Here is a 23305-nt window from a genome sequence, read left to right as displayed (position 1 = left end):
AGATTTGGCTGTCCAACCTGGAAAATAGCGCCCTTCGTTTAACCAAAAACTCCTCCCTCGCCCCAGTGGTGCCTTTGCTCAAGTACTGCTTATGCAAACTCTCGATTTCCATAAGGGTCTTCTCAACTTGCGCCAAATGCTTGCTCCATGCACTGCTGGCACTGCCGATGCCAAGGGACGAATAGGTCAAGATGGCCTGCAACTGATCATAGTTTTTGATCAGAAATTGGTCAGTTGCGGAGTGCGCCAACAGGGCGAGCTTTATATTTTGCGCCGAGCGCATCAGCTGTGCTTCTTCAGCGGTGCAAGCGGCGGTTCGACTATCCCCGATGATCACCAATTGCCCCGGCAACACCACCGTGTTGCGAATGTGCTGGTTGAGGGTGTCGAACTTGGTGTGTGTATACGGATCAAGCGCCAGGCTTAGTTTAAGCAATGGATAAGGCTGGGGATGTTCATTGATAAATGCGTAGGGTCCCTGCATGCGTGCACCTCCAAGTGGCTGAGGCGCAGGACTATAAGAAAGCGTAACGGCGGAGGTAAGACGTGCAGAGGGGTGGCTTTAACGTTTCAGAAATGGACTACTTTAATCCAGGTATGTGCCTACGCATTGCGCGCGTCTACTGATCATGTGTACACATCGCAAAGGACGGTAGCTTTTCAACAAAATGAATTAGAGCGGCTCAATTGACCGCCCTTTTTGCGCAATACCGGCACCTTCAGGCGTAGTGCCCTTTGTAACCTTTATGCTCGTACTCCCAGCCCTTGCACGCCAGCCCCACATGCTTGGGAATCAAAGCAGCGCCGCTGCTATAGGCGGTGATGGTCCTGCGAGAGAACCCCAACTCCACAGCCGCTGCGGAAAGGGACAGGTTGTTACTGAGCATCCACTGCCGGAAATCCTGTGTCAGCATCACCTCACCGGATTGCTCCAATGCTAGACGGTGCAGCGTAACAGCTGACAGTTCGAGGTCGTTACCCCACATCACATCAAATCCCCACTCACCGACTTGTACTTGGCCGAATCGAGCCAAATCCAGAAGAGGTTTGAGGATCGGAAAGGCATTTATATGATCGAGAAGATCAACGGTATGCCGCTTGCCGTTATTCCATTCGATCTGTAAGGCATGCTTGCCGGCAACTGGTTGCACAGCAGAGATGCGAAGCTTGCTGGTCATAAGTCAGTTCCTCCGGTTTTGTTCATCCCATACGCGCTTGAGATCCGCGATATGAGCTTTTGCCCAAAGCAGGGCGGCTTTCAAGGCCTTTGTTTCTGCCCCTGTACCGAGCACAACAAGCCCTTCTATCTGGACCAACGACTCGCCATCCGGCGTTTGCACGTGAAAGTGCGGCGGCGCGTGGTCGTCGGGATAGATTTTTATTTCCAGCTTCGTTCACTGCGAAGGGTCGCCATGGAGACGGACGCTAGAGAAAAAATTTCCCTAGCACAATTGTAATTTCAAACGTTTACTCGATTTGCCACTCCCGAGGTTGCAGGGTTCGTAGGTAGGACTGCCCATGCCCAGCAATCCAGGCAACGTCCTACAAACCGTTCAGAAGCGTCGGCCTCGCACTTCAAAATCGTCGAGCCTATAGTCACTCGGTCGCCCACAGGGCGAACGGGTTTGGCGACTCGACTATTAAGACGGCAGAAGTCTCCCGGCAGATTTGCGGGATGCGCCTGCACGCAATAAGCTGCTCAACGGCTGCTGTGCGTGGGAGACCTTCGGGTCTGCCGGTCTTTGTCCGTTCTTATACCGGTTCGCCAACCTGCGTACAGCGGCCACCTTTTGTTTGGCGACAAATGCGTGGCTCATATTCCTCTAAGTGAACGGACTTAACGCATGAACCAATACATAGCCCTCACCAGCAACGACAGCGCCACCCCTGCGCTTTTTGTCGATACCACCGTCCCCCTGGAAATCCTCCTCGATGCCGCGAGTTTTCGGCTGCGTGCCGTCACCCAAGTCCTTGAGAACCTTGCACTGCGCAGCGAGATCAGCAGTGATGCCGTTGTTCTCAGTGATTTTGCCTTGCTGTGTTCAATCCCGTTGCGCGACGGCTGCGATTTGCTGGATGTCATAGGCCGACGCATGGATATGCCCGGCGCTTGATCTAGAAACGGCACATTTTCAAACTCCAGAGATCACAAAACCCCTGGTTTCTCCCGAAATCAGGGGGTTAATTGCCTCGCATGGAGCCCGTGACAAACTCAAATAAAAATCTGTCCTTTTCCTTTCTCAGATAGCGGCTTTAGCATCCACCTGGTAAAAATCCGCCATGTAATCCACAAACGCCCTGACCTTGGGCGCCAAGTGCCGGGATTGCGGGTACAGCGCGCAGTAACGCCACTCGCCCATCGAGTAGTTGGGCAGGATGGGCACCAGTTGCCCTTGCGCCAGGTTGTTGCGCACCGTCGCATGCGTGAAGCAGCCGATGCCGGCGCCGGCCAGTGTGGCGGCGTGCAAGGCAGTGATGGTGTTGGTCTTGAATTGGCCTTTGGGCGTGACGCTCACGGTTGCACCACGGGCCGAGGTGAGTTGCCAGTCTGACGCCTCCCCGACAAACCTCAGCAAGCGGTGCTCATCGAGTTCCTGGGCGGTGCGCGGTAAACCGTGGGTGTGGATGTAGGCAGGCGACGCCACCAGCACGCGTTTTGAAACGGTGAGGGTGCGGGCGATCAGGGTGGTATCGCCCAAAGCGCTGGCGATGCGGATGGCGACATCGAAGCCCTCGGCCACCAGGTCAACGAATTTGTCGTCGCAGCACAGCTCGAGTTCGATATCGGGATAACGCTTCTGAAACCCCGGCAGCCAGTGCGGCACATCCAGCGTACCCACCACCAGCGGCACACTGACCCGCAACAGGCCTTCGGGGCGCTGATGCCCCTGTGCCATGGCCTGGGTAGCCGCATCGAGGCGGTCAAGAATATCGACACAGGCTGCGAAGTACTGCTCCCCAGGGCCGGTCAGGCTGAAACGTCGGGTATTGCGGTTGATCAACTGAACGCCCAGTTCAAGTTCCAACTGCTGCAACTGCCGAGATATCGTCGAGTGGGTGGTGTCCAGCCGCTCTGCCGCAGCAGAGAAGCCCTTGGCCTCGACAATGCACCGAAAGGCGCGCATGGCAGATAGCTGGTTCATGAAGCGGGCGTTACTCCAATGAGTGATCAGGCTGATCAGTGAACCGGCAAGGCGACGATTTGCGCGGTGGTCAGCACTGAACCGAAAGTGTCTTCGATCTCGGCCAGCGCCGAATCATGCAGCTCGTCCTTGGTCACCGAACGCCCATTTGCGCGAGTGATGGCGCGGGTTGCCGTAGCGTCGGATGCTACCACAACGTCGTAGCCCAACGGCGTGGCGTCGCGGGCTGCAGCGGCGACACAGGCGTGAGTCATGAGGCCGGAAATGATCAGCGTCTTGATCCCGGCGTTCTTCAACTGGGCATCAATATCGGTGCTGGCAAACACGCTGACGGTGGTTTTCTGAATCACCTTATCTTGTGGGCGCGGCGTCATCAGCGGATGGAAATCCACGGTCTTGCCATCTTTGGCAAATACTGCGGCGCCATTTGGAGCGATGTGCTGCACGTGGATCACCTGGATGTGTTCCTTGTCTGCGAAGGCAATCAGGCGCTGGGTGTTTTCCAGGGCTTTCATGCCATCCGGGATCGGCATGCGGCCGGTGTAGTACTCATTCTGGTAGTCGATCACCAACAGTGCGGTGGTTTTGGCGTCCAGCTTGTCAGCCGGCTTGGCACCGAACATGGCACGAATGGTCGGGTGCGGGTTAGCCGGTGCCTCGGCGGCGGCAGCAAACTGGCCGAGGCCCATTATCAAGCCCAGGCCGATGACGGCAGATTTGAGCAGCTTGGGCAGAAGCTGGCTCGGTGGAGTGGCGGCTGGAACAGTCTGGGCGATGGGTGATGCGCCAGACATTGCGCGGATGGTCAGATGAGGAGAGTTGGTCATGGGTGTGTTTCCTTGAACTGCGACTGGGTGAGCAGCGCCCAGCTTAAGGAAACTCATATGTTTAAACATCGCACATAACTGAACAACATATGTGCACAAATCGCACTCAAAAATTGATGTATTGGCTCCCCAAGAAAGGTGCGGGGCTAACTCGATCTGCGCCGCTTAATGGCTCAACTCTAACGCACCAGAACACCCGCCCCAGGGTATCCCGATGGCGCTGTTTTTCAAACACCAAAAACCACAAACCCCCGACTTTCTCTAGGAAAATCAGGGGTTTGTGTTTACTTAATGTGGCGGTGAAGGAGAGATTCGAACTCTCGATACAATTTCTTGTATACACACTTTCCAGGCGTGCTCCTTAAGCCACTCGGACACTTCACCGTATCTCGTCAAACCAGTTCAGTCTGTCGAGGCGCGCTAATGTAGTCGAAAGCCTTTCTGATGGCAAAGGTTTTTTTCAGAATTTTCATGCGCTTAGACGGTTATGCCGTGACTTGCTCGGTGAGGGGCGGTGAATCTGCCATTCTTGGGCATCAGTTGCGAGCGTCTGGCGCGGCGGCTATGCCCTGCTGCGGGCCGTCTACCCTTGGGAATGCGGGAAAAGTCTGACTGTGTAGTCAGTCACGGCGCTTTACCGGGGCGGGCGTGGTGGGTAACGTCTGCGCATGCGCTTCTATTAACAGCCTATCTATAACAATTCCTACAAGGAACCGCGTCATGAGTGAGTTGATTGCTTACCACCTCGAAGACGGTATTGCGACCCTGACCTTGAGCAACGGCAAGGTAAACGCCATTTCTCCGGCAGTGGTTGCTGAGTTCAACACTGCGCTGGATCAGGCCGAGAAGGATCGGGCGGTGGTGATCATCACCGGTACGCCGGGGATTCTGTCGGGTGGTTATGATTTGAAGGTGATGACCGCTGGGCCTAAAGAAGCCATTGGCCTGGTGACGTCGGGTTCGACGTTGGCGCGGCGCCTGTTGTCGCACCCGTTCCCGGTGATTGTGGCGTGCCCTGGGCATGCGGTGGCCAAGGGTGCGTTCCTGCTGTTGTCGGCGGATTACCGGATCGGTGTGGAAGGCCCGTTCAGCATTGGCCTGAACGAAGTGGCGATCGGCATGACCATGCACCACGCCGGTATCGAGTTGGCGCGGGATCGTCTGCGTAAATCTGCGTTTCATCGTTCGGTGATCAATGCCGAGATGTTTGATCCGCAAGGCGCATTGGGGGCTGGCTTCCTGGATAAGGTGGTGGCGCCGGAGGAGTTGCACGCAGCGGCCCTGGAGGCTGCGCGGCAGTTGAAGAAGATCAACATGAATGCCCACAAGCACACCAAGCTGAAGGTGCGTAAGGCACTGCTGGAAGCCCTGGATGATGCAATTATTCAGGATCAGGGCCACAACCTGGGCTAATGCCCTATAGCTGAGTAGCTGTAGGCAACATCTGTTCTGAGCAGGCTGTTGTGGCGAGCGGGCTTGCCCCGCGTTGGGCTGCGCAGCGGCCCCAGTAAAGGCACTGAGGTTTCTCCTGAAGGAACGCGGGGCCTGGTTTTGGGGCTGCTTCACAGCCCAACGCGGGGCAAGCCCGCTCGCCACAGAAATAGGTGGCCCCGTCAATAATTGTCTAGATACCTACAGCTGATGTGTCAAAGCCCGATCTTGAGTCGGGCTTTTTCTTACAAATAAATCCGCAGCGTCTTTAGCCGCTCTAGTCGGGCTATGTCGGCATACGTTGAAACATGTGCTTAAACATCGCCTATCTCCTACGTCTGTAGGGGCAATTGCCGAATACAGTGCACATCCGTACACTGCGCCACCTTTTGTCCCGATGGGCTGTGTCGATGCTTTTTCTGTTACGTATGTTGTTGATGGGCCTGCACTTTATGGTCGCCGGTTTATTGGGCGTGCTTTTGGGTGTGTGCCGGCCGTTCAACCCGGACAACAGCCGCCTGTGTGCTCGCCTCTATGCGTTGCCTGCCATGCGTATTCTGGGCTTGAACCTGAAGGCCGATGTCGACTCGCTACGTAACAAACCTGGCACCTGTGTGGTCATCGCCAACCATCAGTCCAACTATGACCTGTTTATATTCGGCAATGTGGTGCCCAATCGCACGGTGTGTATCGCCAAAAAGAGTCTGAAATGGGTGCCGTTGTTCGGCCAGCTGTTCTGGCTGGCGGGCAATGTGTTGATTGACCGCGGGAATGCGCACAAGGCGCGCCGGGCGATGCTCACCACCACGCAGACCTTGCAGCATGAGGACACCTCGATTTGGGTGTTCGCCGAAGGCACGCGCAACTTGGGCAATGGCTTGCTGCCATTCAAGAAAGGCGCGTTCCATATGGCGATTGCGGCCGGTGTGCCGATCGTTCAGGTGTGTGCCAGCACTTACGTCAAGCATATGCAGCTCAATCGCTGGAACAGCGGTGATGTACTCATACGCTCATTGCCGCCGATTCCTACCTGTGGGCTGACTTCGGATGACATCCCGGCGCTGATGCAGACATGCCAAGCGCAGATGGAAGCATGCATCGCGGCAATGGACCGCGAACTGCAAAATGCCGCAACAATAGAACTCGCCTCCAGCTAAGCTGCCCAACACCTGTCCTCCTAATAAGAAGCGATCAGCACCATGGGTAGAGTTGTTGCGGCGGCCGTTTACAGCGCCGGTAAGAAAGTCACGGATATCACCCTCGACGAGGGCGCCGCCTGGGCCGCCAAACCCGACCATTTTGTGTGGATCGGCCTGGAAGAACCCAGCGCCCAGGAGCTGGCCAACCTGCAACGCCAGTTCAACCTGCATGAACTGGCCATCGAAGACGCCCTGGAAAAACACAGCCGCCCCAAGCTTGAAACCTTCGGCGATGCGCTGTTTATCGTTACCTACTCACCGGTGCGCGAGAACGGCAAGCTGGAGTTTATCGAAACCCATATCTTCGCCGGCAACGGCTACATCATCACTGCCCGCAACGGCCACTCGGCTTCCTACGGCTTTGTGCGCCAGCGCTGTGAGGCGCGGCCGTTGTTGCTGGAGCATGGGGAAGATTTCGTACTCTATGCGCTGCTGGATTTCGTCACCGAAAACTACCAGCCGGTGAGCGAAGCGATCCACGCCGAGATTGATGAGCTGGAGCGCAACGTGCTGTGCAGTTCACTGAGCGAGCGCGATATACAGAACCTGCACGGCCTGCGCCGCGATGTGCTGCGGCTCAAGCGTTATGTGGCGCCGATGGTGGAGATCAGCCAGGAACTGCAGAAGCTCAGCTTCCCGTTTATCGACAAGAACATGCGCCCGTATTTTCGCGATGTGCAGATCCACGTGACGCGGCAGATGGAAGACCTCACCACCCTGCGCGACATCGCCAGCCAGACCATCGAAATTGGTGTGTTGCTGGAGGCTTCACGGCAAAGCGTGGTGCAGCGCAAGTTCGCCGCGTGGGCGGCGATTCTGGCGTTCCCCACGGCGGTGGCGGGGATTTACGGGATGAACTTCCAGAACATGCCCGAGCTGCAATGGCACTACGGCTATTTCGCGGTGCTCGGGTTTATTGCGGTGGGCTGCACCAGTTTGTGGGCCAGCTTTAAACGCTCGGGCTGGCTTTAAATCGCCGTCTCTGGCTTATGGGCGACAAAGCGCATCATCCATTCCGCCACGGTGGCACCGTGGTGGTCGCGCGCCAGGCTGGCCACGCCGTGGGTGTAGACCTTTTCGCCCAAGGTTGTCTGAAGAATCTCCAGTAACTCGCGGGAATAGTCGTGGATAAACTCCGGGTGGCCCTGGAAGCACAGCACCTGGTCTTCGATGTGGTACGCCGCATACGGGCAAAAATCGCTGGAGGCGATCACGGTGGCGTTGTCCGGCAGTGTGGTGACCTGGTCCTGGTGACTGATCAGCAAGGTCAGTTCTTCCACCACCGGGCTCATCCACGGCGCCTTGGCGTTCATCTTGTAGTCGTGGATGCCCATGCCCCAGCCTTGGCTGGCGCGTTCGGTCTTGCCGCCCAGCAGCAGCGCGAGTAGCTGGTGACCGAAGCACACGCCCAGCAGCTTGTCGCCACGCTCATAGCGCTCCAGCACGTAGGTTTTGAGGGTCTGGATCCACGGGTCGGTGCCGAAGGAGTCGGCCTTGCTGCCGGTGATCAGGTAGGCGTCAAACACCTCGTCAGCAGGCGGGTACTCGCCCTGCACTACGTTGTAGATGACGAATTCGGCGGCAATCGGTTGCTTGGAGAACAGGCGCTTGAACATCTGCCCGTACCCTTGGTATTGATCGATCAAGCCTGGACGCAGGATATCGGTTTCCAGGATACAGACGCGTAGCGACATAAAAAATACCTGACACGGTGGTGGGAATAATGCACAGCCCAGAGAGCCTGCCTTGAAATGTGCCTGCAAAGCAAGTCCTGCCGCATGACTACCTGTGGGAGCGGACTTGCCCGCGATAGCGGTGTGTCAGCCACTGTAAATATCGACTGATATGACGCTATCGCGGGCAAGCCCGCTCCCACAGGGGTTCTCCATCATTCAAAACAGGGGGTCTGATCAGGCAAATAGTTGACCCTGCGCGGCCTTATCAAGCAACAACGCCGGCGGCGAGAACCGTTCCCCGTATTGCTCGGCCAGGTAGCGCGCCCGGGCAATAAAGTCGTTCAAGCCATACTGGTTGATAAACTGCAGCGCGCCGCCACTCCACGCGGCAAAGCCGATGCCGAAGATCGAGCCGACGTTGGCATCCGCCGTGGACATCAACACGCCCTCCTCCACACACCGCACGGTTTCAATCGCCTGAATAAACAGTAAACGGTCGCGCACATCCTGCGCTGAGATCTGTTTGTCGGGTTGCTCAAAGCGAGTTTTCAGCTCGGGCCACAGATGCTTGTGTCCGCCTGCGGGATAGTCGTAAAAACCGCCGCCTGCCGCCTTGCCCGTGCGTTTGTATTCATTCACCAATAGATCGATCACAGCCGTCGCCGGGTGAGCCGGCAGCGCTTTGCCTTCGGCTTGCAGATCCTTCGCCGTCTGCTGTCGGATATGGCTCATCAAGCTGAGGGAAACTTCATCCGATACCGCCAACGGCCCCACCGGCATACCGGCCTTGCGCGCTTCGGTTTCGATCATGGGCGCGGCCACGCCTTCGCCGAGCATGGCGATGCCTTCGTTGGTGAAGGTGCCGAACACTCGCGAGGTGAAGAAGCCGCGGCTGTCGTTGACCACGATCGGGGTCTTCTTGATTTGCAGTACGAAATCAAAACCTCGAGCCAGGGTTTCGTCGCTTGTGTGGGCGCCCTTGATGATTTCCACCAGCGGCATCTTGTCGACGGGGCTGAAGAAATGCAGGCCAATGAATTTGCCTTGATCGGGCACCGCGGTCGCCAAGCCACTGATGGGCAAGGTGGAGGTGTTGGAGGCGATCACCGCCTCGCTGCCGACCACGCTTTGCGCCGCCGCCGTGACCTTGGCTTTGAGTTTACGATCTTCGTACACGGCTTCGATAATCAGGTCGCAACCGGCCAGATCGGCATCGGAGGCAGTAGGATAAATCCGCGCCAAGGTGCTTTCCCGCTGTTCGGCGGTCAATTGCCCACGGCCTACCTTCTTGTCCAGCAGCGCCGCCGAATGCGCCTTACCCTTCTCGGCCGCCGCCAGGTTGATGTCCTTGAGCACCACCTCGACGCCCGCACAGGCACTCACGTAAGCAATGCCTGCGCCCATCATCCCGGCGCCCAGCACGCCCACCTTACGCGTGACATAAGGGGCAAAACCTTTAGGGCGTGAGCTGCCGGCGTTGATCTCATTGAGCTGAAACCAGAAGGTGCCGATCATGTTTTTCGCCACTTGCCCGGTGACCAGCTCGGTGAAGTAGCGGGTTTCGATCAGGTGCGCGGTGTCGAAATCCACTTGGGCACCTTCCACAGCCGCACAGAGAATTTTCTCCGGCGCGGGGAAGCAGCCATTGGTTTTACTGCGCAAAATCGACGGCGCGATGGCCAGCATTTGCGCAACTTTTGGGTTTGATGGCGTGCCACCGGGAATCTGGTATGCCTTGTTGTCCCACGGTTGCCTGGCCTCAGGATTGGCCAAAATCCAGGCGCGGGACTTGGCCAGCAGTTCATCGCGGTTCGCCGCCAGCTCATTGATCAAACCCGCCTGCAACGCCTGCTGCGGCCGCACTTTTTTACCTTCCAGCAAATACGGCAAAGCCTTCTCCAGCCCGAGCATACGCACCATGCGCACTACCCCGCCGCCGCCCGGTAACAGGCCCAGGGTGACTTCCGGCAGGCCAAGCTGGGTGGATTTGTCATCCAGCGCAACGCGGTAATGACACGCCAGGCAAATCTCCCAACCACCGCCCAGCGCTGCGCCATTGATCGCGGCCACCACCGGCTTGCCAAGGGTTTCCAGGCGACGCAACTGCGCCTTCAACTCGAGCACACCGTGGTAAAAATCCTTGGCGTGGGCTTTGTCGACTTTGATCAGTTCATTGAGGTCGCCACCGGCGAAGAAGGTCTTCTTCGCTGAGGTGATAACCACGCCGGCGATGTCGGCCTTTTCCGCCTCAAGACGTGTGACGGTGGCCGCCATGGCCTCGCGGTACACACCGTTCATAGTGTTGGCGCTCTGGCCGGGCATGTCGAGGGTCAGCACCACAATCTGGTCCTGGCCTTTTTCGTAACGAATGGCTTCGGTCATGACAAATTCCTTGGGCTCAGAGGCGTTCGATGATGGTGGCGATGCCCATGCCACCGCCGACACACAGGGTGGCCAGGCCGTAGCGCTGCTGGCGCACTTCCAGCTCGTCGAGCAGGGTGCCGAGAATCGCGCAGCCGGTGGCGCCCAGCGGGTGGCCCATGGCGATGGAGCCGCCGTTGACGTTGACTCGGGCGGCATCGATACCCATGTCTTTGATGAACTTGAGAACCACAGAAGCAAACGCTTCGTTGACTTCGAACAGGTCGATGTCTTCAACGCGCAGACCGGCTTTGGCCAAGGCCTTGCGCGTCGCCGGTGCGGGGCCGGTGAGCATGATGGTCGGGTCGGTGCCGGTCACCGCCGTGGCGACGATCCGCGCCCGTGGTCGCAGGCCCAGTTCGCGGCCCTTGGCCTCGGAGCCGATCAGCATCAACGCAGCGCCGTCGACAATGCCGGAGCTGTTGCCCGGCGTGTGTACATGGTGGATACGCGCCACATGGCTGTAGACCCGCAGCGCAGTGGCGTCGAAACCCATCTGGCCCATCATTTCGAAGCTGGGCTTGAGCTTGCCGAGGCCTTCGAGGGTGGAGTCACCACGGATAAATTCATCATGGTCCAACAGAACGATGCCGTTCTGATCCTGCACCGCGATCAGCGACTTGTTGAAGGAACCGTCTGCACGAGCCCTGGCCGCTTTCTGCTGGGACTGTAGGGCGAAGGTGTCGACGTCCTGGCGGGTGAAGCCTTCGAGTGTAGCGATCAGATCCGCGCCGATGCCTTGCGGCGTGAAGTGGCTGTGCAGATTGGTCTGCGGGTCGAGCACCCAGGCGCCGCCGTCGCTGCCCATGGGCACGCGGGACATGGACTCGACACCGCCGACCACCACCAGGTCTTCGAAGCCCGAGCGCACTTTCATTGCGCCAAGGTTCACCGCTTCCAGGCCCGAAGCGCAGAAGCGATTGATCTGCACGCCAGCGACGCTGATGTCCCAGTCGGCCACCAGCGCAGCGGTCTTGGCGATGTCGGCGCCCTGGTCGCCCACCGGGGTGACGCAGCCGAGGACGATGTCATCCACCTGGCGCGTGTCGAGGTCGCTGCGTTGCGCCAGCGCCGTCAGCAGGCCCGCCACCAGGTTGACCGGTTTGACGCTGTGCAGGGCACCATCGGCCTTGCCTTTGCCACGGGGCGTACGTATCGCATCAAAGATCAAAGCTTGGGTCATGACATCCTCGAGCAGCCAGTGCGTGTGTGCCTACCTTCAGGCCCGATTGACACGGTTTCAATGACCGATGCGCTCATTGCTTTTGACCCCCTCGCTCGGACGAACGGTAGGCAGCTATGGGAAACCGCTGATTAATCGTTTTAGCTGTCTAGCCTCGGGGCTGCCGCGAAGATGGCAATAAGCCTCATGCCGTTTTTAGCGCAAATAATGATTAGCTGATATGAAATGGATCTAAGCCGCAAAGAACGAGGGCTCTAAGGTTGAATCAGTAGGAAGCTGCTGCCGGGTTTTGCTGGGGCAGTTGTAAGAAAAGTGCAACGTCACCTCGCGATACTGAAATACATCGGCACGCATTTGACGCTCAGGAATAACAACAAAAGGCAGTCAGCCATGTTTAAACATTCGAAAGTACGTCAGGCCGGACTTATTCTGTTCGCCACCACACTGATTCTGATCTTGCCCAATTTAACCAAGGTTATCGGGTGACGATTCAGCCTCCGGATTCCGTGCACACACAGCATCAGGACTGCAGCTTTTGGCAGCACCTGCCGGGACATTGCGCATAGCGGTCCTGTTGCAGGGGCTGTCTTTTTGCACGCCGATTTCCGGTATTGTGGGCGCCACCGCCACTTCGAACCGGGCTCTCCCTTGAAACCGATCCTTGCCTTCCTCGCTTTGCTGTTGGCCCTGCCGGCAACGGCCGCGCAATTGACCATCGAACTCGAGCACACCCGCAAGACCTGGCAGACCGCTGACCTGCTTAAGCACCCGGATGCGCAGACGGTGCAGATCGTTGATGACGTTTCCTACAAACGCACCATGACCTACCGCGCCGTGCCACTGGCCTCTCTCCTGCCGGGCCTTAAGCCTGCGAACCATCTGCAAGCCGTGGCACTGGATGGTTTCGCGGCCGAGCTGACGGCTGCCCCGCTGCTGGAGAAAAGCGGCGCCCGCGCCTGGCTGGCAGTGGAGGACCCGGCCCAGCCGTGGCCGGCGCTGGCAGACGGCAAACCGAGTGCCGGGCCGTTCTATCTGGTATGGACCGACCCGCAAGCCGGGCATATCAGCCCTGAACAGTGGCCGTTCCAAGTGTCTGCGATCAAGCAATTGAAGACGGTGGCTGAACGCTTCCCGGCGCTGTTGCCAGACCCGAAGCTGGCGGCGAATGACCCGGTCAATCAGGGCTTTGCGCTGTTCCAGAAGAATTGCCTGGCGTGTCATCGGCTCAATGGCGCCGGCGATGCGCAAGTAGGGCCGGACCTGAATATTCCTTACAACCCCACCGAGTATTTCAGCGCGGATTTCCTCAAGCGTTACATCCGCGACCCGCAGAGTTTGCGGCATTGGCCACAGGCGAAGATGCCGGCGTTCAGCGCCAGTGTGTTGCCCGATGGCGAGCTGGATTTGCTGGTGGGGTACTTGAAGCATATGGCGGGGCGTAAGCAACAGTAATGCGATCGTTCCCACGCTCTGCGTGGGAACGCCTCTTGTGACGCTCCGCGTCACGCTTAGGGACGCAGAGCGTCCTTGGCTGCATTCCCACGCAGAGCGTGGGAACGATCGTGTTACTGCTGTGGCGCAACGAACACCTTGGCATGCATCTGCTCATGCCCACCGCCTCTGCGCATGCCGCGCACCGGGCAGGCGTCGAGGTAATCCAAACCTACGGCCAGCTTCAAATGCCGCTCCGGTCGGGCCAGTTGGTTGGTCACGTCAAAGCTGTACCAGGCGTCATCCAGCCAGGCTTCGGCCCAGGCGTGGCTGGCCAGGTGCGTGCTGTCTTCAGTGTACAAATACCCCGACACATACCGCGCAGGAATCCCCAGGCTGCGCGCGCAGGCCAGGAACGCGTGGGTGTGGTCCTGGCAAACACCTGCCCGACCGGCAAAGGCCTGGGCGGCGCAGGTGTCGACTTCGGTGGCGCCGGGCGTGTAGGCCATGGTTTGGTTGAGCGCGTGCATCAGGTCGATCAACGCGCTGCGGTCGCGACGTTGATGGCAGTGCTGTTGCGCAAAACCCAGCAAGGCTTCATCGGGTTCTGTCAGGCGCGTGCTGCGCAGAAACGGAAACGCTGACTGGCTCTCGTGTTCCGCCTCGCGCAACTCGTCGATATCCACCTGGCCACGGGCGCCGATGATGATTGCATCGTGGGGTTCATCCAGGGTCAGCACGTGCAGGATATTGCCGAACGGGTCTACTTGCGCACGCACCGGGCGCGGCAAATCCAGCTGCCAGCTGATCACATGCTGGCGCTCGCTGTCGTGGGGCGTGAGGCGCAGGTACTGAATGCTGGCACGCACCTGGTCTTCGTAGTGGTAGGTGGTTTCGTGGCTGATGGAGAGTCTCATGCGGCCTCCAGGTAGGAACTGTAGATGGCGTCGCCCAACTGGCGCACCAAGGGGATAAAGTCGGTCAACCAGGCGTGCAGGCCTTCCTCGAGGATTTCGTCAATCGCGGTAAAGCGCAGGCGTGCGTCCATCTCGGCGGCCAGGCGCTGGGCCGGACGGCCATTGATGCCAGGCAGGCTGGCGAGGATCTGGTCGATCTCTTCGCTGCACGCCCTTAGTGAGCGCGGGACGTCGGCGCGCAGCAACAATAATTCAGCCACTTGCCGAGCGCCGGGCGCGTCGCGATAGATTTCGGTGTAGGCCTCGAACGACGACAAGGCGCGCAGCAAGGCGCTCCACTGATAGTAGGCGTGGGCCGTGCCGTCGGTGACGGCGGCGGCTTGGTCGCCGGCCATTTCGTAGCGCGCATCGAGCAGGCGCAAAGTGTTGTCGGCACGCTCGATAAAGGTGCCCAGGCGAATAAAGCGAAACGCATCGTTACGCATGATGGTGCCGTAGGTAGCGCCCCGAAACAGGTGCGAGCGCTCCTTGACCCATTCACAAAACCGGCTCATGCCGTAACGGCTCAGCCCTTGCCGGGCGATATCGCGAATATCCAGCCAGGTGGCGTTGATGTTTTCCCACATGTCGGCGGTAATTCGCCCACGTACTGCATGGGCGCTGGCCCGCGCGGCGCCTAGACAACTGTAGATGCTCGCCGGGTTGGCCGCGTCCAGCGCGAAAAAGTGCAGCAGGCGCTCGGCATGCAACTCGCCGTGACGCGCGTGGTAATCATCGAGGGTGCCGGTGATCAACAGCGGCATGGCCAATTCATGCAGGCCATCGCCGCGCCCGTCCTGGGGCATCAGCGACAGCGAATAGCTGACATCGAGCATGCGCGCGAGGTTTTCCGCACGTTCCAGGTAGCGCGACATCCAGTACAAATCCGAGGCAGTTCTACTCAACATGATTCAATCCTCGACCACCCAGGTGTCTTTGGTGCCGCCGCCCTGGGACGAGTTAACCACCAGCGAACCTTCACGCAGCGCCACGCGGGTCAGGCCGCCAGGGACCACGCGAGTTTCCTTGCCGGACAACACGAATGGGCGCAGGTCGATATGCCGTGGCGCGATGCCGTTTTCCACAAAGGTCGGGCACGTAGATAAACACAGGGTCGGCTGGGCGATATAGGCATGGGGCTTGGCCTTGATGCGCGCACGGAAGGCTTCGATTTCCGCCGCCGTAGAGGCCGGCCCCACCAGCATGCCGTAGCCGCCGGAGCCTTGGGTTTCCTTGACCACTAGGTCCGGCAAGTTAGCCAGCACGTGGGACAACTCATCGGGCTTACGGCATTGAAAGGTCGGCACGTTTTGCAGGATCGGTTCTTCATCCAGGTAAAAACGGATCATCTCAGTCACGAACGGATACACCGACTTGTCATCCGCCACCCCGGTGCCAATCGCATTGGCCAGCACCACATTGCCCGAGCGGTACGCGGCCAGCAGGCCGGGCACGCCGAGCATCGAGTCGGGGTTGAAGGCCAGCGGGTCGAGAAATGCATCGTCGAGGCGACGGTAGATCACGTCCACCGCCTTGGGGCCGTCGGTGGTGCGCATGAACACACGGTCATCACGCACGAACAGGTCGGCGCCCTCCACCAGCTCCACACCCATTTCACGCGCTAAAAAAGCATGCTCGAAAAACGCACTGTTAAAACGCCCCGGAGTCAGCACCACCACGCTGGGGTTATCCAGTGGGCTTGAGCTTTTGAGGGTGTCGAGCAGCAGGTTGGGATAATGGTCGATGGGCGCAATGCGCTGGGCCGCAAACAGCTCGGGGAACAGGCGCATCATCATCTTGCGGTCTTCGAGCATGTAGCTGACGCCACTTGGCGTGCGCAAATTGTCTTCCAGCACGTAGTACGTGCCGTCGCCGTCACGCACGAGGTCGACACCGGAGATGTGCGAATACAGATCGCGGTGCAGGTTCAAGCCCTGCATGGCCAGTTGGTATTGGTCATTGGCCAGCACTTGTTCGGCGGGGATGATGCCGGCCTTGATGATGCGTTGCTCGTGGTACAGGTCGGCCAGGAACATGTTCAGTGCCTTGACCCGTTGAATACAGCCACGCTCAATGATCTGCCACTCACTCGCGGGAATGCTGCGCGGGATGGTGTCAAACGGAATCAGGCGCTCGGTGCCCTGCTCGTCTCCGTACAGCGTGAAGGTGATGCCGGCGCGGTGGAACAGCAAATCGGCCTCACGCCGACGCTGCGCCAGCAATTCGGCCGGCGTGTCGGCCAACCAGCGGGCGAACTCGCGGTAATGGGGCCGGACCTGCCCTGCCCCGTCGTACATTTCATCGTAATAAGTGCGGGTCATGCCGTACTCCTTGTCACTCGGACGCATGCAGTGTTGCAAGGCCCGCGCCATCGGCATAAACACTTAAAAATCAGTGAGTTGAATAAACAACGGAATGCGCTCGCACCTTCCTGGTGCGCAGAATGCCCGTCGTCAAGCCTCGCGCTTCATCCTAATGCGGGTTTTGACTATCAACAGCATAGTCAGAGTTGATTTCACTGCCCGCCCACCCTTGCGGATAATCACTTCCATCGGCTGAACAGGACGCGTCCTACAGCTTCAGCGAACCGCTCTTCCCTTTGGGCCACCCTGTTTGGGTGGCTTTTTTTTGGTGCAAGAAAAGTGCGCCGCGGGATTGAGAAACTTCAGACAGCAGAAACAAAATCGGCCGACCCGAAGGTCAGCCGATACGCTGCTTTACTCATAAAAAATTGCACTACATGGGTAACCCACGCACCTCCTGCTTGACGCCCCATCCTTCGATGATGCCGCCCAACGGTTCAACCACCGCTTCAAAGTCTTGCTCGAAGTCTCCTATGCCGTCGTAGGTTGCGAACATGATTTTGCTCAGTTCCAGGTACCAGGCGCCGTCATCGCGCGCGCTGACCTGGGCATTCAGGGATTCCCCACGAAAGCGACCCGCAGCCCTGCGCGCACGTTCCTCATCCGGGAAAATGGCGTAGAACTCAATGGGGTGAAACCGTGAGAAGTCGAACCCGCCTTCTTTCATCCGGCGCAGTACGTTGGTGCTGATGTCTTCTTGATAGGCTGTGCTCATGAAACGTCCTCCTCAAACCGATGGATAGACTTTCCGTGCTTCCCGAAGCCCGCGCCCTACTGGCGCGGGAGCTACGGCAAATACAACACCGCTGGAAAACAAGCATGTAGCTGACAAGACCAGACCTTAGCGATTCATTCGCTGATCTCGATTGCAGAGTAGCGCGAAGCTATCACCTCCACCAGAGGGGTTTCGTAGTCCTGCAGGGAATGTTCAGGCGGCGGGCGAGATGTCGAGGATCTGGATGCTGTTTTGATCTTTGAGGATCTTGACCGTAGGTTCGGGCTTGCGGCCCTCCAGGTCATTGAGGTCAAGTTCGGCGGCCACGGGCACCAGCTTGTTGCGGATCATGTGCGCCGCATCTTCGAGGCTGGGCTTTTGCGCGCAGGCGAACTGCTCCACGGTCTTTACGCCGTGATCATCTACGAAGGTAATTTGCCACGTTTGCATCGGTGCCTCCTCGATAAAGCCCATGTGTGGGCTCACATCTATCTGGACCTTGAGCGGTCGGCAAACGTTCCACTCAAGGCCTGGGGCACCGGATCAACTGCGCTTATTTTTCAGCGTGTTCTTTCAAGGCTTTCAAGGTGTTAAACGGTGCGTCTACCACGAACTTGTTGGCCAGCCACGATGGCACGCTGCCGCCTGGCTCGGTGTGCACTTGGTAAGTGACTTCGGTCTGGTTATCGCCCTTTGGCACCAGTTTCCAGTAGCCGTCTACCTGGGCTACACGCACGTAACCTTTGACTTCAGGCTGGTAGGTCGGCACTTCCAGCAGTTTGCGGGTCACGGTGCCGTCGGCGGCCTTGGAGGTGGTGATCTCCAGGATCGAGTCGCGGTCGGTCACCGGGAACGGCGCCTTGAACTGGGTGTAGGTCCAGCTCTTGTCACCTTCGGTCTTGAGCAGTTTTTGCGATTTGCATTCGTGGATCCAGGCGCAGGCGCCGGCCACGTCTTCCTGCAGGGCCTGGATCTTGGCGACAGGCGCTTTGATCAGGGTGACACCGCGATAAGCTTTGTACTTGGAGCCGGCGATTTCGCTCAAGGACACTTTGATACCGTCTTCATCCTTGGCGACTTGCCAATCTTCAGCCTGGGCAGTGGCAGCAAACAACACCGTAAAACCGCACAACACAGCCATTCGTTTCAGCGAACCCATTGTTGTATTCCTTATTGTTGATGTTCCGAAAGTAAAGCCCATCAAGCCGCCGTCATCTGCTCCCACCAGCCGATCAACCGGATCGCATCGGCCTGATCGTTGCCGCATACCTCAAGGTCAGCCTTGAAATCACTGCACACCGCCGGCCGCTCCGGTTGCCCGAACAGCTGGCATAGCTGTTCGACCGACAGGTGCAGGCAACGTTCTCCCGCAGGTTTGCCATTGGGCATTCCCGGTAACGGTGAACTGATGGAGGGGGCAATGCAGCATGCGCCACAGCCTTCACGGCATTTCATGACCAGCAGGTCCTCGACGACTCAATGTAGATGGCCGGGCTAGAGTACGCCCTTAAACAGCCGTTTTAAAATGGTCTAACAGGGGTTTTTCGCACAAAACAAAAGTGACCGACCAGTCTGCGACAGATGGTCGAGGACGTGCGTCACTTAAGCGCGCAATTTTATTGCTTGAATTCGAAATCCAGCGCAGCGCCTTCAATGTCGCGGCGCTCTTCGTTGCGCAGTTGCAACTGCATCTGGTTGCTCAGCAGGCGGCCATTGATCTGGAACGCGCTGTTGTCGGTGGGTTTTTCCGCAAACATCGGCGGCAACAGCGGCACACTCTTGGGTTTAGGCATGGTGCCGAGGGGTTGCAAGTGCCTGACCATTTCGGTGGGCAGGGACAGGTCCAACTGTGCCGGTGGCAGTTTGGTCTGGGCCACTTCGTGGGCAGATTTGGATTTGCTTGCCACCGGCGCACGTTTTTTCACGACTGCGGGCTTTTTCTTGGCCGCCGGGGCTTTTTTAGCCGGCGCCGGTTTCTTCGCGGGAGTCTTCTGTTCGGTACTGGCTGCGGGCTTGCTCTCAGTCACGGGGGCTGCCGCCAGGACGGTGCCGACGTTACACAGGCTTAACAGGCCAATCACCACAACAGCGCGAAAAATAGAGGTCATATTGCCTACAGCATTAACGGCAGAGGGCCATATGCTCGCTTGTTGAGCGCGGCATGACAAGCCTGGTGATCAGTTCGTCAACGTCAGTGTCCCCTTTACGCGCCTCAGCTCAGGGTCAAAATCCGGCTGCGGTTTCCTGGCACAACTGGCTGGCCAACATCCCCAGCGTCATCAGCGCACGCTCTGCCTCGCGGTTCCACGGTGTGCCGCAGTTAAGGCGAATACAGTGGTTAAACTGTTCCGTATTACTGAAGATCACGCCCGGTGCGATGCTGATGCCCTGCTGCAGCGCCCGCACGTGCAGTTCCTGGGTATTGACCCTGCCGGGCAAACTGACCCACAGGATAAAGCCACCGGTCGGGCGGGTCATCTGTGTGCCTTCGGGGAAATACTGCTGCACCGCCAGCTGGAAGGCGCTGAGGTTCTTGCGGTATTCCTGGCGGATGTATCGCAGGTGCCGGTCATAACCTCCGTTTTCGAGATACGCCGCCACGCCCATCTGCGTCACGCTGCACGCTGAGTGGGTGCTGAACATCTGCAACCGCTGGATTTCCTGCTGGTACTTGCCGGCGATCATCCAGCCGATGCGCACGCCAGGCGACAGGGTCTTGGAGAAACTTGAGCAGTAGATCACCCGGTCCAGGCGGTCATAGGCTTTGAGCGCCTTGGTGCGGCCCAGCTCGAACATCAGCTCGCCGTAGATATCGTCCTCGACGATCTGGATATCGAAATCCGAGGCCAGGCGCAGCAACTGTTTCTGCCGCTCCTCAGGCATGGTCGCGCCCAGCGGATTGCTCAGGCGCGTGGTCAGCACCAAAGCCTTGATCGACCATTGATTGGCCGCCAGTTGCAGCGCCTCAAGGCTCATGCCCGTCGCCGGATCGCTGGGGATCTCGATAACCTTGAGGCCCAGCAGGTCGGCCAGTTGCAACAAGCCGTAATAAGTCGGCGACTCTGCAGCGATCAAGTCGCCTGGGCGGGTCAGCACACGCAACGACATCTGCAACGCATCAACGCAGCCGTGGGTGATCACCACTTCGGACGGGTCTACCACCACACCGGCATCGCGCATGCGAATCGCCACTTGGCGGCGCAGCGGTTCAAAACCTGGGCTGAACATGTAGCTGAAGGCCCGTGGGCTCTGGAAGCGCGTGACCTTGGCCAGTTGCTGGTGCAACGCGCGCACCGGCAAGTAATCGACACTCGGCACGGCCGCGCCCAGCGGAAACACGCCTTCGCGGCGCGACTCGACCAATACCTGCTGAATGATGCTGCTGCGGGTGACCAACCCCGGGCGCTCAACCCGGGCGATATCCGGCGTCGGCGCCGTGAGCGCGGGCGTCTGGTGCACGTAATAACCCGACTGCGGCCGCGCGCGGATCAGCCCCTGGTCTTCCAGGTTAGCGTAGGCCTGCAACACCGTGGCGTGGCTGACATTGAGCTGTGAGCTCATCTTGCGCACCGAAGGCACGCGCTCGCCGGGTTGATAGACACCGCGCCGGATGTCCTCAGCCAGTTGCTGGGCAATACGTTGGTAAAGCAACAGATTGGTCATGACGCAGCACTCGATTTCACGGGTATTTTATTTTTGTGTGAAACATACCGGCACAGTTTAGAAGTGTACGGGGACAGTTGCCACAATAGTCGAGCGCGGGCGGCAGTGATAGAGAAAACTGTAGGGGCAAGGTGCATAAAAAAACCGATCAGTGATCGGTTATGTATGTACATGGCAACCTGTGGGAGCTGGCTTGCCTGCGATAGTATCGCCTCGGTTTGCCTGACATACCGAGGCGCCTGCATCGCAGGCAAGCCAGCTCCCACACGGGTCGATGCAGGGTTTTAGCGAGCGGCGCCCAGTTGGCCTTTTTCGTCGGAGAACACAATTTCCACCCGACGGTTCTGCGCACGGCCGCGCTCGGAGGCGTTGGCCTCTACCGGGTACTGGTCGCCATACCCTTCAACCTGGATACGTTTTTCATCAATGCCCAGGTCCATCAGCACATCAGCCACCGATTGCGCACGGTCGCGCGACAGCTTGAGGTTTTCCTGCTCGCCACCGGTGTTGTCGGTATAACCCTCGATGCGCACCACGCGCTTGGGGTTCAACTGCAGGAACTGCACAATTTTCAGCACGGTGCGGTTGGCCGAGTTTTGCAGTTCGGCGTCACCGGTGTCGAACAACACATCGCCCAACGTCATGACCAGACCACGGTTGGTCTGGGTGGTGGTCAAGCTGGCGATTTGCTCTTCGAGCCATTTGCCCTGCTGCTGCACGCTCGCCAACTTGCTTTCACGCAGGGCCAGTTGCAGGCGTTGGCGTTCCAGTTCCAGCTTGGTGCCGCGCTCGGCATTAAGCCCCTGCTCGGTGTGTTCGCGGGCGATCTCACTGTAGCGCTGGCTCAGGTAGGCGTAATGCACCACGTCCGGGCCGCTGCCCCAGTAGCTGGACAGGCGATCGGCGCGGGCCAGGGATTCGCCGGCGCGAATCACGTCTTTGGGCGCAAAGCGCAGCACACTCGCGTCTTCCTTGACCTTCTGGAAGTCGCTACCGGCTTGTTGCAGCGCCTGCTCACTGTTGGGATGGCTGGCGCAACCGCCCAACGCCGCGCTGCCCAGCAGCAACACACAGCTCAAACCACAGATCAGCGGGCTCATTGGGCTTCTCCCAGCTGCAATTGTTTACGCAGGCGAGCAATGCGGGCGTTGAGCACGTTCAGTTGTTCCTGGCTTTTACGCGTCAATACCCGCGCTTCAGCGAGGCGCGCGTCCAGCTCGGCCTGTTCGGCCTGCATGCGCGCATCTTTGTAGGATTGGTCGGCCATGTCGGCCCGGGCTTTGGCGAACTTGTCTTCGGCCAGTTTCAGTTCAGGCGATTCATCGGTGCTGGCGCCCACGGCATTGGCCTGTTCCAAGGCTTGCTGGGTGAGGCGTATTTGTTCATTCGGCGCAGGATCAGCTGCACATCCCGCCAGAGCGACAACGGCGAGGGCCGCGAAAAGAGGTCGAAGAGTCACTGAAAATCCTTACTTTGCTGGGGTGCCGACGGGTTGCTGCAATTGCGCTTTCCAGCGTTCGAGGTTGCGCTGCAAGGCGGCTTGCGCGACACCGGACGCGGGTAATTCTGTCATCTTTTTCGCCAGCTGTCCGCGCAGCCACGGATCGTTGCAGGCGGAGTTGTGGGAAATCGCCAGGTACAGGCCGGGCTGGTCGATAGGAATTTCGCGGGCGATCAGGTCATTGCTCATGCCCAGCGTCTGGGCCATGGCCATGCCCGAATAACGCCCGGCGAGCACGTAGTCGACTTCACCCAGAAGCAGTTTCTGGAATGCTGGCGTCAGGCTGGGCAGCCGTTGCAGGCTCAGCTGTTGACCGGCGAAGGTGGCGAAACCGGCACTCAAACGAGCGCGTTCGGAGACCGCGCCTTTATGCCCGTGCAAGTCATCGGCGGTGGCGTAGACCAGCGGCGAATCCTTGCGCGTCCACACCAGATAGTCGATTTGCACCAGCGCAGGGTGGATATAGTCGAGGGTTTCCAGCTCGCCAAGGTTCAGCGGCGCATCGGCGAGAATGTCCATGCGCCCGCTGCGCACTTCATCCAGGGCCTGGGAGCGTTTGCCGCCGTAGAGCAGGTCGATTTTAACGCCGAGATCCTTGCCGACTTGTTGCAGTACATCGGCGGTGGCGCCGATCAGGTGCGTTGGGTCTTGAGGGTCACGCCAGAGCAACGGCGGCGCATCCGGGCTGCCGGTAATCACCAGGCGCTCACACTTGCCGGCGGCCAGCGCCAAGCTTGGCAGTAGCGCCAATCCAAGTGTCAGTGCCAGCAATGCAGGACGCAGATCCATGGCGGTT

24 protein-coding genes, 1 tRNA gene and 1 pseudogene are annotated in these 23305 nt (G+C 58.8%); 5 read left to right on the top strand and 21 right to left on the bottom strand.

The window, feature by feature from the left end; genetic code table 11:
- The 3 genes and pseudogenes from K0H48_RS08405 to K0H48_RS31035 form a co-directional block, all read right to left on the bottom strand.
- Window positions 1-484 (bottom strand): annotated as a pseudogene (locus K0H48_RS08405) (hypothetical protein); the annotation flags it as partial.
- 235 nt (window positions 485-719) lie between these two features.
- Entirely contained in the window at window positions 720-1178 is a 459-nt protein-coding gene (locus K0H48_RS08400; RefSeq protein WP_219267099.1) for a DUF2442 domain-containing protein, read from the bottom strand.
- A 3-nt stretch (window positions 1179-1181) separates the two neighbouring features.
- A complete protein-coding gene (locus K0H48_RS31035; protein WP_074854473.1) occupies window positions 1182-1376 on the bottom strand; it encodes a DUF4160 domain-containing protein in 195 nt (64 codons plus the stop codon).
- 468 nt (window positions 1377-1844) lie between these two features.
- On the opposite strand from K0H48_RS31035, the gene K0H48_RS08390 reads away from it, so the two are divergent.
- Window positions 1845-2114 carry a hypothetical protein gene (locus tag K0H48_RS08390; RefSeq protein ID WP_017138315.1) on the top strand — a complete coding sequence of 90 codons (270 nt, stop codon included), beginning with the start codon at window positions 1845-1847 and terminating at the stop codon, window positions 2112-2114.
- A gap of 126 nt (window positions 2115-2240) precedes the next feature.
- Here K0H48_RS08390 and K0H48_RS08385 read toward each other — a convergent pair whose 3' ends face one another.
- The 3 genes from K0H48_RS08385 to K0H48_RS08375 form a co-directional block, all read right to left on the bottom strand.
- Entirely contained in the window at window positions 2241-3143 is a 903-nt protein-coding gene (locus K0H48_RS08385) for a LysR family transcriptional regulator (protein ID WP_219267098.1), read from the bottom strand.
- A 35-nt stretch (window positions 3144-3178) separates the two neighbouring features.
- The gene (locus K0H48_RS08380; protein WP_219267174.1) at window positions 3179-3937 is read right to left on the bottom strand and encodes an isochorismatase family protein; all 759 of its coding nucleotides are present in this window, start codon (window positions 3935-3937) and stop codon (window positions 3179-3181) included.
- 327 nt (window positions 3938-4264) lie between these two features.
- Window positions 4265-4354: transfer RNA gene (locus tag K0H48_RS08375), tRNA-Ser, on the bottom strand.
- Window positions 4355-4690: 336 nt separating this feature from the next.
- Here K0H48_RS08375 and K0H48_RS08370 point away from each other — a divergent pair.
- From K0H48_RS08370 to K0H48_RS08360, 3 genes are all read left to right on the top strand, one after another.
- The gene (locus K0H48_RS08370) at window positions 4691-5383 is read left to right on the top strand and encodes a crotonase/enoyl-CoA hydratase family protein (protein WP_219267097.1); all 693 of its coding nucleotides are present in this window, start codon (window positions 4691-4693) and stop codon (window positions 5381-5383) included.
- Window positions 5384-5811: 428 nt separating this feature from the next.
- Complete coding sequence (locus K0H48_RS08365; protein ID WP_219267096.1) at window positions 5812-6558, top strand: 1-acyl-sn-glycerol-3-phosphate acyltransferase; 747 nt, start codon at window positions 5812-5814, stop codon at window positions 6556-6558.
- Window positions 6559-6600: 42 nt separating this feature from the next.
- Window positions 6601-7572 carry a magnesium and cobalt transport protein CorA gene (locus K0H48_RS08360; RefSeq protein WP_058420797.1) on the top strand — a complete coding sequence of 324 codons (972 nt, stop codon included), beginning with the start codon at window positions 6601-6603 and terminating at the stop codon, window positions 7570-7572.
- Here the strand turns inward: K0H48_RS08360 and K0H48_RS08355 are convergent.
- The 3 genes from K0H48_RS08355 to K0H48_RS08345 form a co-directional block, all read right to left on the bottom strand.
- A complete protein-coding gene (locus K0H48_RS08355) occupies window positions 7569-8294 on the bottom strand; it encodes an amidotransferase (RefSeq protein WP_219267095.1) in 726 nt (241 codons plus the stop codon). The genes K0H48_RS08360 and K0H48_RS08355 overlap by 4 nt on opposite strands.
- A 216-nt stretch (window positions 8295-8510) precedes the next feature.
- The gene (locus tag K0H48_RS08350) at window positions 8511-10658 is read right to left on the bottom strand and encodes a 3-hydroxyacyl-CoA dehydrogenase NAD-binding domain-containing protein (protein WP_219267094.1); all 2148 of its coding nucleotides are present in this window, start codon (window positions 10656-10658) and stop codon (window positions 8511-8513) included.
- A gap of 16 nt (window positions 10659-10674) precedes the next feature.
- Window positions 10675-11880, bottom strand: a complete 1206-nt coding sequence (locus K0H48_RS08345; protein WP_219267093.1) for an acetyl-CoA C-acetyltransferase — start codon at window positions 11878-11880, stop codon at window positions 10675-10677.
- Window positions 11881-12528: 648 nt separating this feature from the next.
- On the opposite strand from K0H48_RS08345, the gene K0H48_RS08340 reads away from it, so the two are divergent.
- Window positions 12529-13332, top strand: coding sequence for a cytochrome c (locus K0H48_RS08340; RefSeq protein ID WP_219267092.1), 804 nt, complete (start codon window positions 12529-12531; stop codon window positions 13330-13332).
- Between the two features lie 113 nt (window positions 13333-13445).
- Here K0H48_RS08340 and K0H48_RS08335 read toward each other — a convergent pair whose 3' ends face one another.
- From K0H48_RS08335 to K0H48_RS08280, 12 genes are all read right to left on the bottom strand, one after another.
- Complete coding sequence (locus tag K0H48_RS08335; RefSeq protein WP_219267091.1) at window positions 13446-14228, bottom strand: transglutaminase family protein; 783 nt, start codon at window positions 14226-14228, stop codon at window positions 13446-13448.
- A complete protein-coding gene (locus tag K0H48_RS08330) occupies window positions 14225-15175 on the bottom strand; it encodes an alpha-E domain-containing protein (protein ID WP_056861611.1) in 951 nt (316 codons plus the stop codon). The genes K0H48_RS08335 and K0H48_RS08330 overlap by 4 nt, the downstream gene beginning before the upstream one ends.
- 3 nt (window positions 15176-15178) lie before the next feature.
- Window positions 15179-16588 (bottom strand): circularly permuted type 2 ATP-grasp protein, encoded by a 1410-nt coding sequence (locus K0H48_RS08325; RefSeq protein WP_219267090.1) that lies wholly within the window; start codon window positions 16586-16588, stop codon window positions 15179-15181.
- A 415-nt stretch (window positions 16589-17003) separates the two neighbouring features.
- Window positions 17004-17345, bottom strand: a complete 342-nt coding sequence (locus K0H48_RS08320) for a ribonuclease E inhibitor RraB (protein WP_003193463.1) — start codon at window positions 17343-17345, stop codon at window positions 17004-17006.
- 213 nt (window positions 17346-17558) lie between these two features.
- On the bottom strand, window positions 17559-17795 hold the full coding sequence (locus K0H48_RS08315; RefSeq protein ID WP_026013791.1) for a hypothetical protein: 237 nt from the start codon (window positions 17793-17795) through the stop codon (window positions 17559-17561).
- Between the two features lie 103 nt (window positions 17796-17898).
- Window positions 17899-18504: an START domain-containing protein gene (locus K0H48_RS08310; protein WP_138814262.1), complete on the bottom strand. Its 606-nt coding sequence runs from the start codon at window positions 18502-18504 to the stop codon at window positions 17899-17901.
- Between the two features lie 41 nt (window positions 18505-18545).
- The gene (locus tag K0H48_RS08305; protein ID WP_017138333.1) at window positions 18546-18800 is read right to left on the bottom strand and encodes a YkgJ family cysteine cluster protein; all 255 of its coding nucleotides are present in this window, start codon (window positions 18798-18800) and stop codon (window positions 18546-18548) included.
- 161 nt (window positions 18801-18961) lie between these two features.
- Window positions 18962-19453 carry a translation initiation factor 2 gene (locus K0H48_RS08300; RefSeq protein WP_138814260.1) on the bottom strand — a complete coding sequence of 164 codons (492 nt, stop codon included), beginning with the start codon at window positions 19451-19453 and terminating at the stop codon, window positions 18962-18964.
- A gap of 115 nt (window positions 19454-19568) precedes the next feature.
- Window positions 19569-21008, bottom strand: coding sequence for a PLP-dependent aminotransferase family protein (locus K0H48_RS08295; RefSeq protein ID WP_017138335.1), 1440 nt, complete (start codon window positions 21006-21008; stop codon window positions 19569-19571).
- Between the two features lie 284 nt (window positions 21009-21292).
- Window positions 21293-22108 (bottom strand): OmpA family protein, encoded by an 816-nt coding sequence (locus K0H48_RS08290; RefSeq protein ID WP_219267089.1) that lies wholly within the window; start codon window positions 22106-22108, stop codon window positions 21293-21295.
- Complete coding sequence (locus tag K0H48_RS08285) at window positions 22105-22467, bottom strand: DUF4398 domain-containing protein (RefSeq protein ID WP_219267088.1); 363 nt, start codon at window positions 22465-22467, stop codon at window positions 22105-22107. Before K0H48_RS08285 ends, K0H48_RS08290 begins: the two co-directional genes overlap by 4 nt.
- 9 nt (window positions 22468-22476) lie before the next feature.
- Complete coding sequence (locus K0H48_RS08280; protein WP_219267087.1) at window positions 22477-23298, bottom strand: ABC transporter substrate-binding protein; 822 nt, start codon at window positions 23296-23298, stop codon at window positions 22477-22479.
- Between the last annotated feature and the right edge of the window lie 7 nt (window positions 23299-23305).

Source organism: Pseudomonas sp. Xaverov 259 (genome assembly GCF_019352915.1).
Classification (GTDB): domain Bacteria; phylum Pseudomonadota; class Gammaproteobacteria; order Pseudomonadales; family Pseudomonadaceae; genus Aquipseudomonas.
This window is presented reverse-complemented; position numbering and strand designations above follow the sequence as displayed.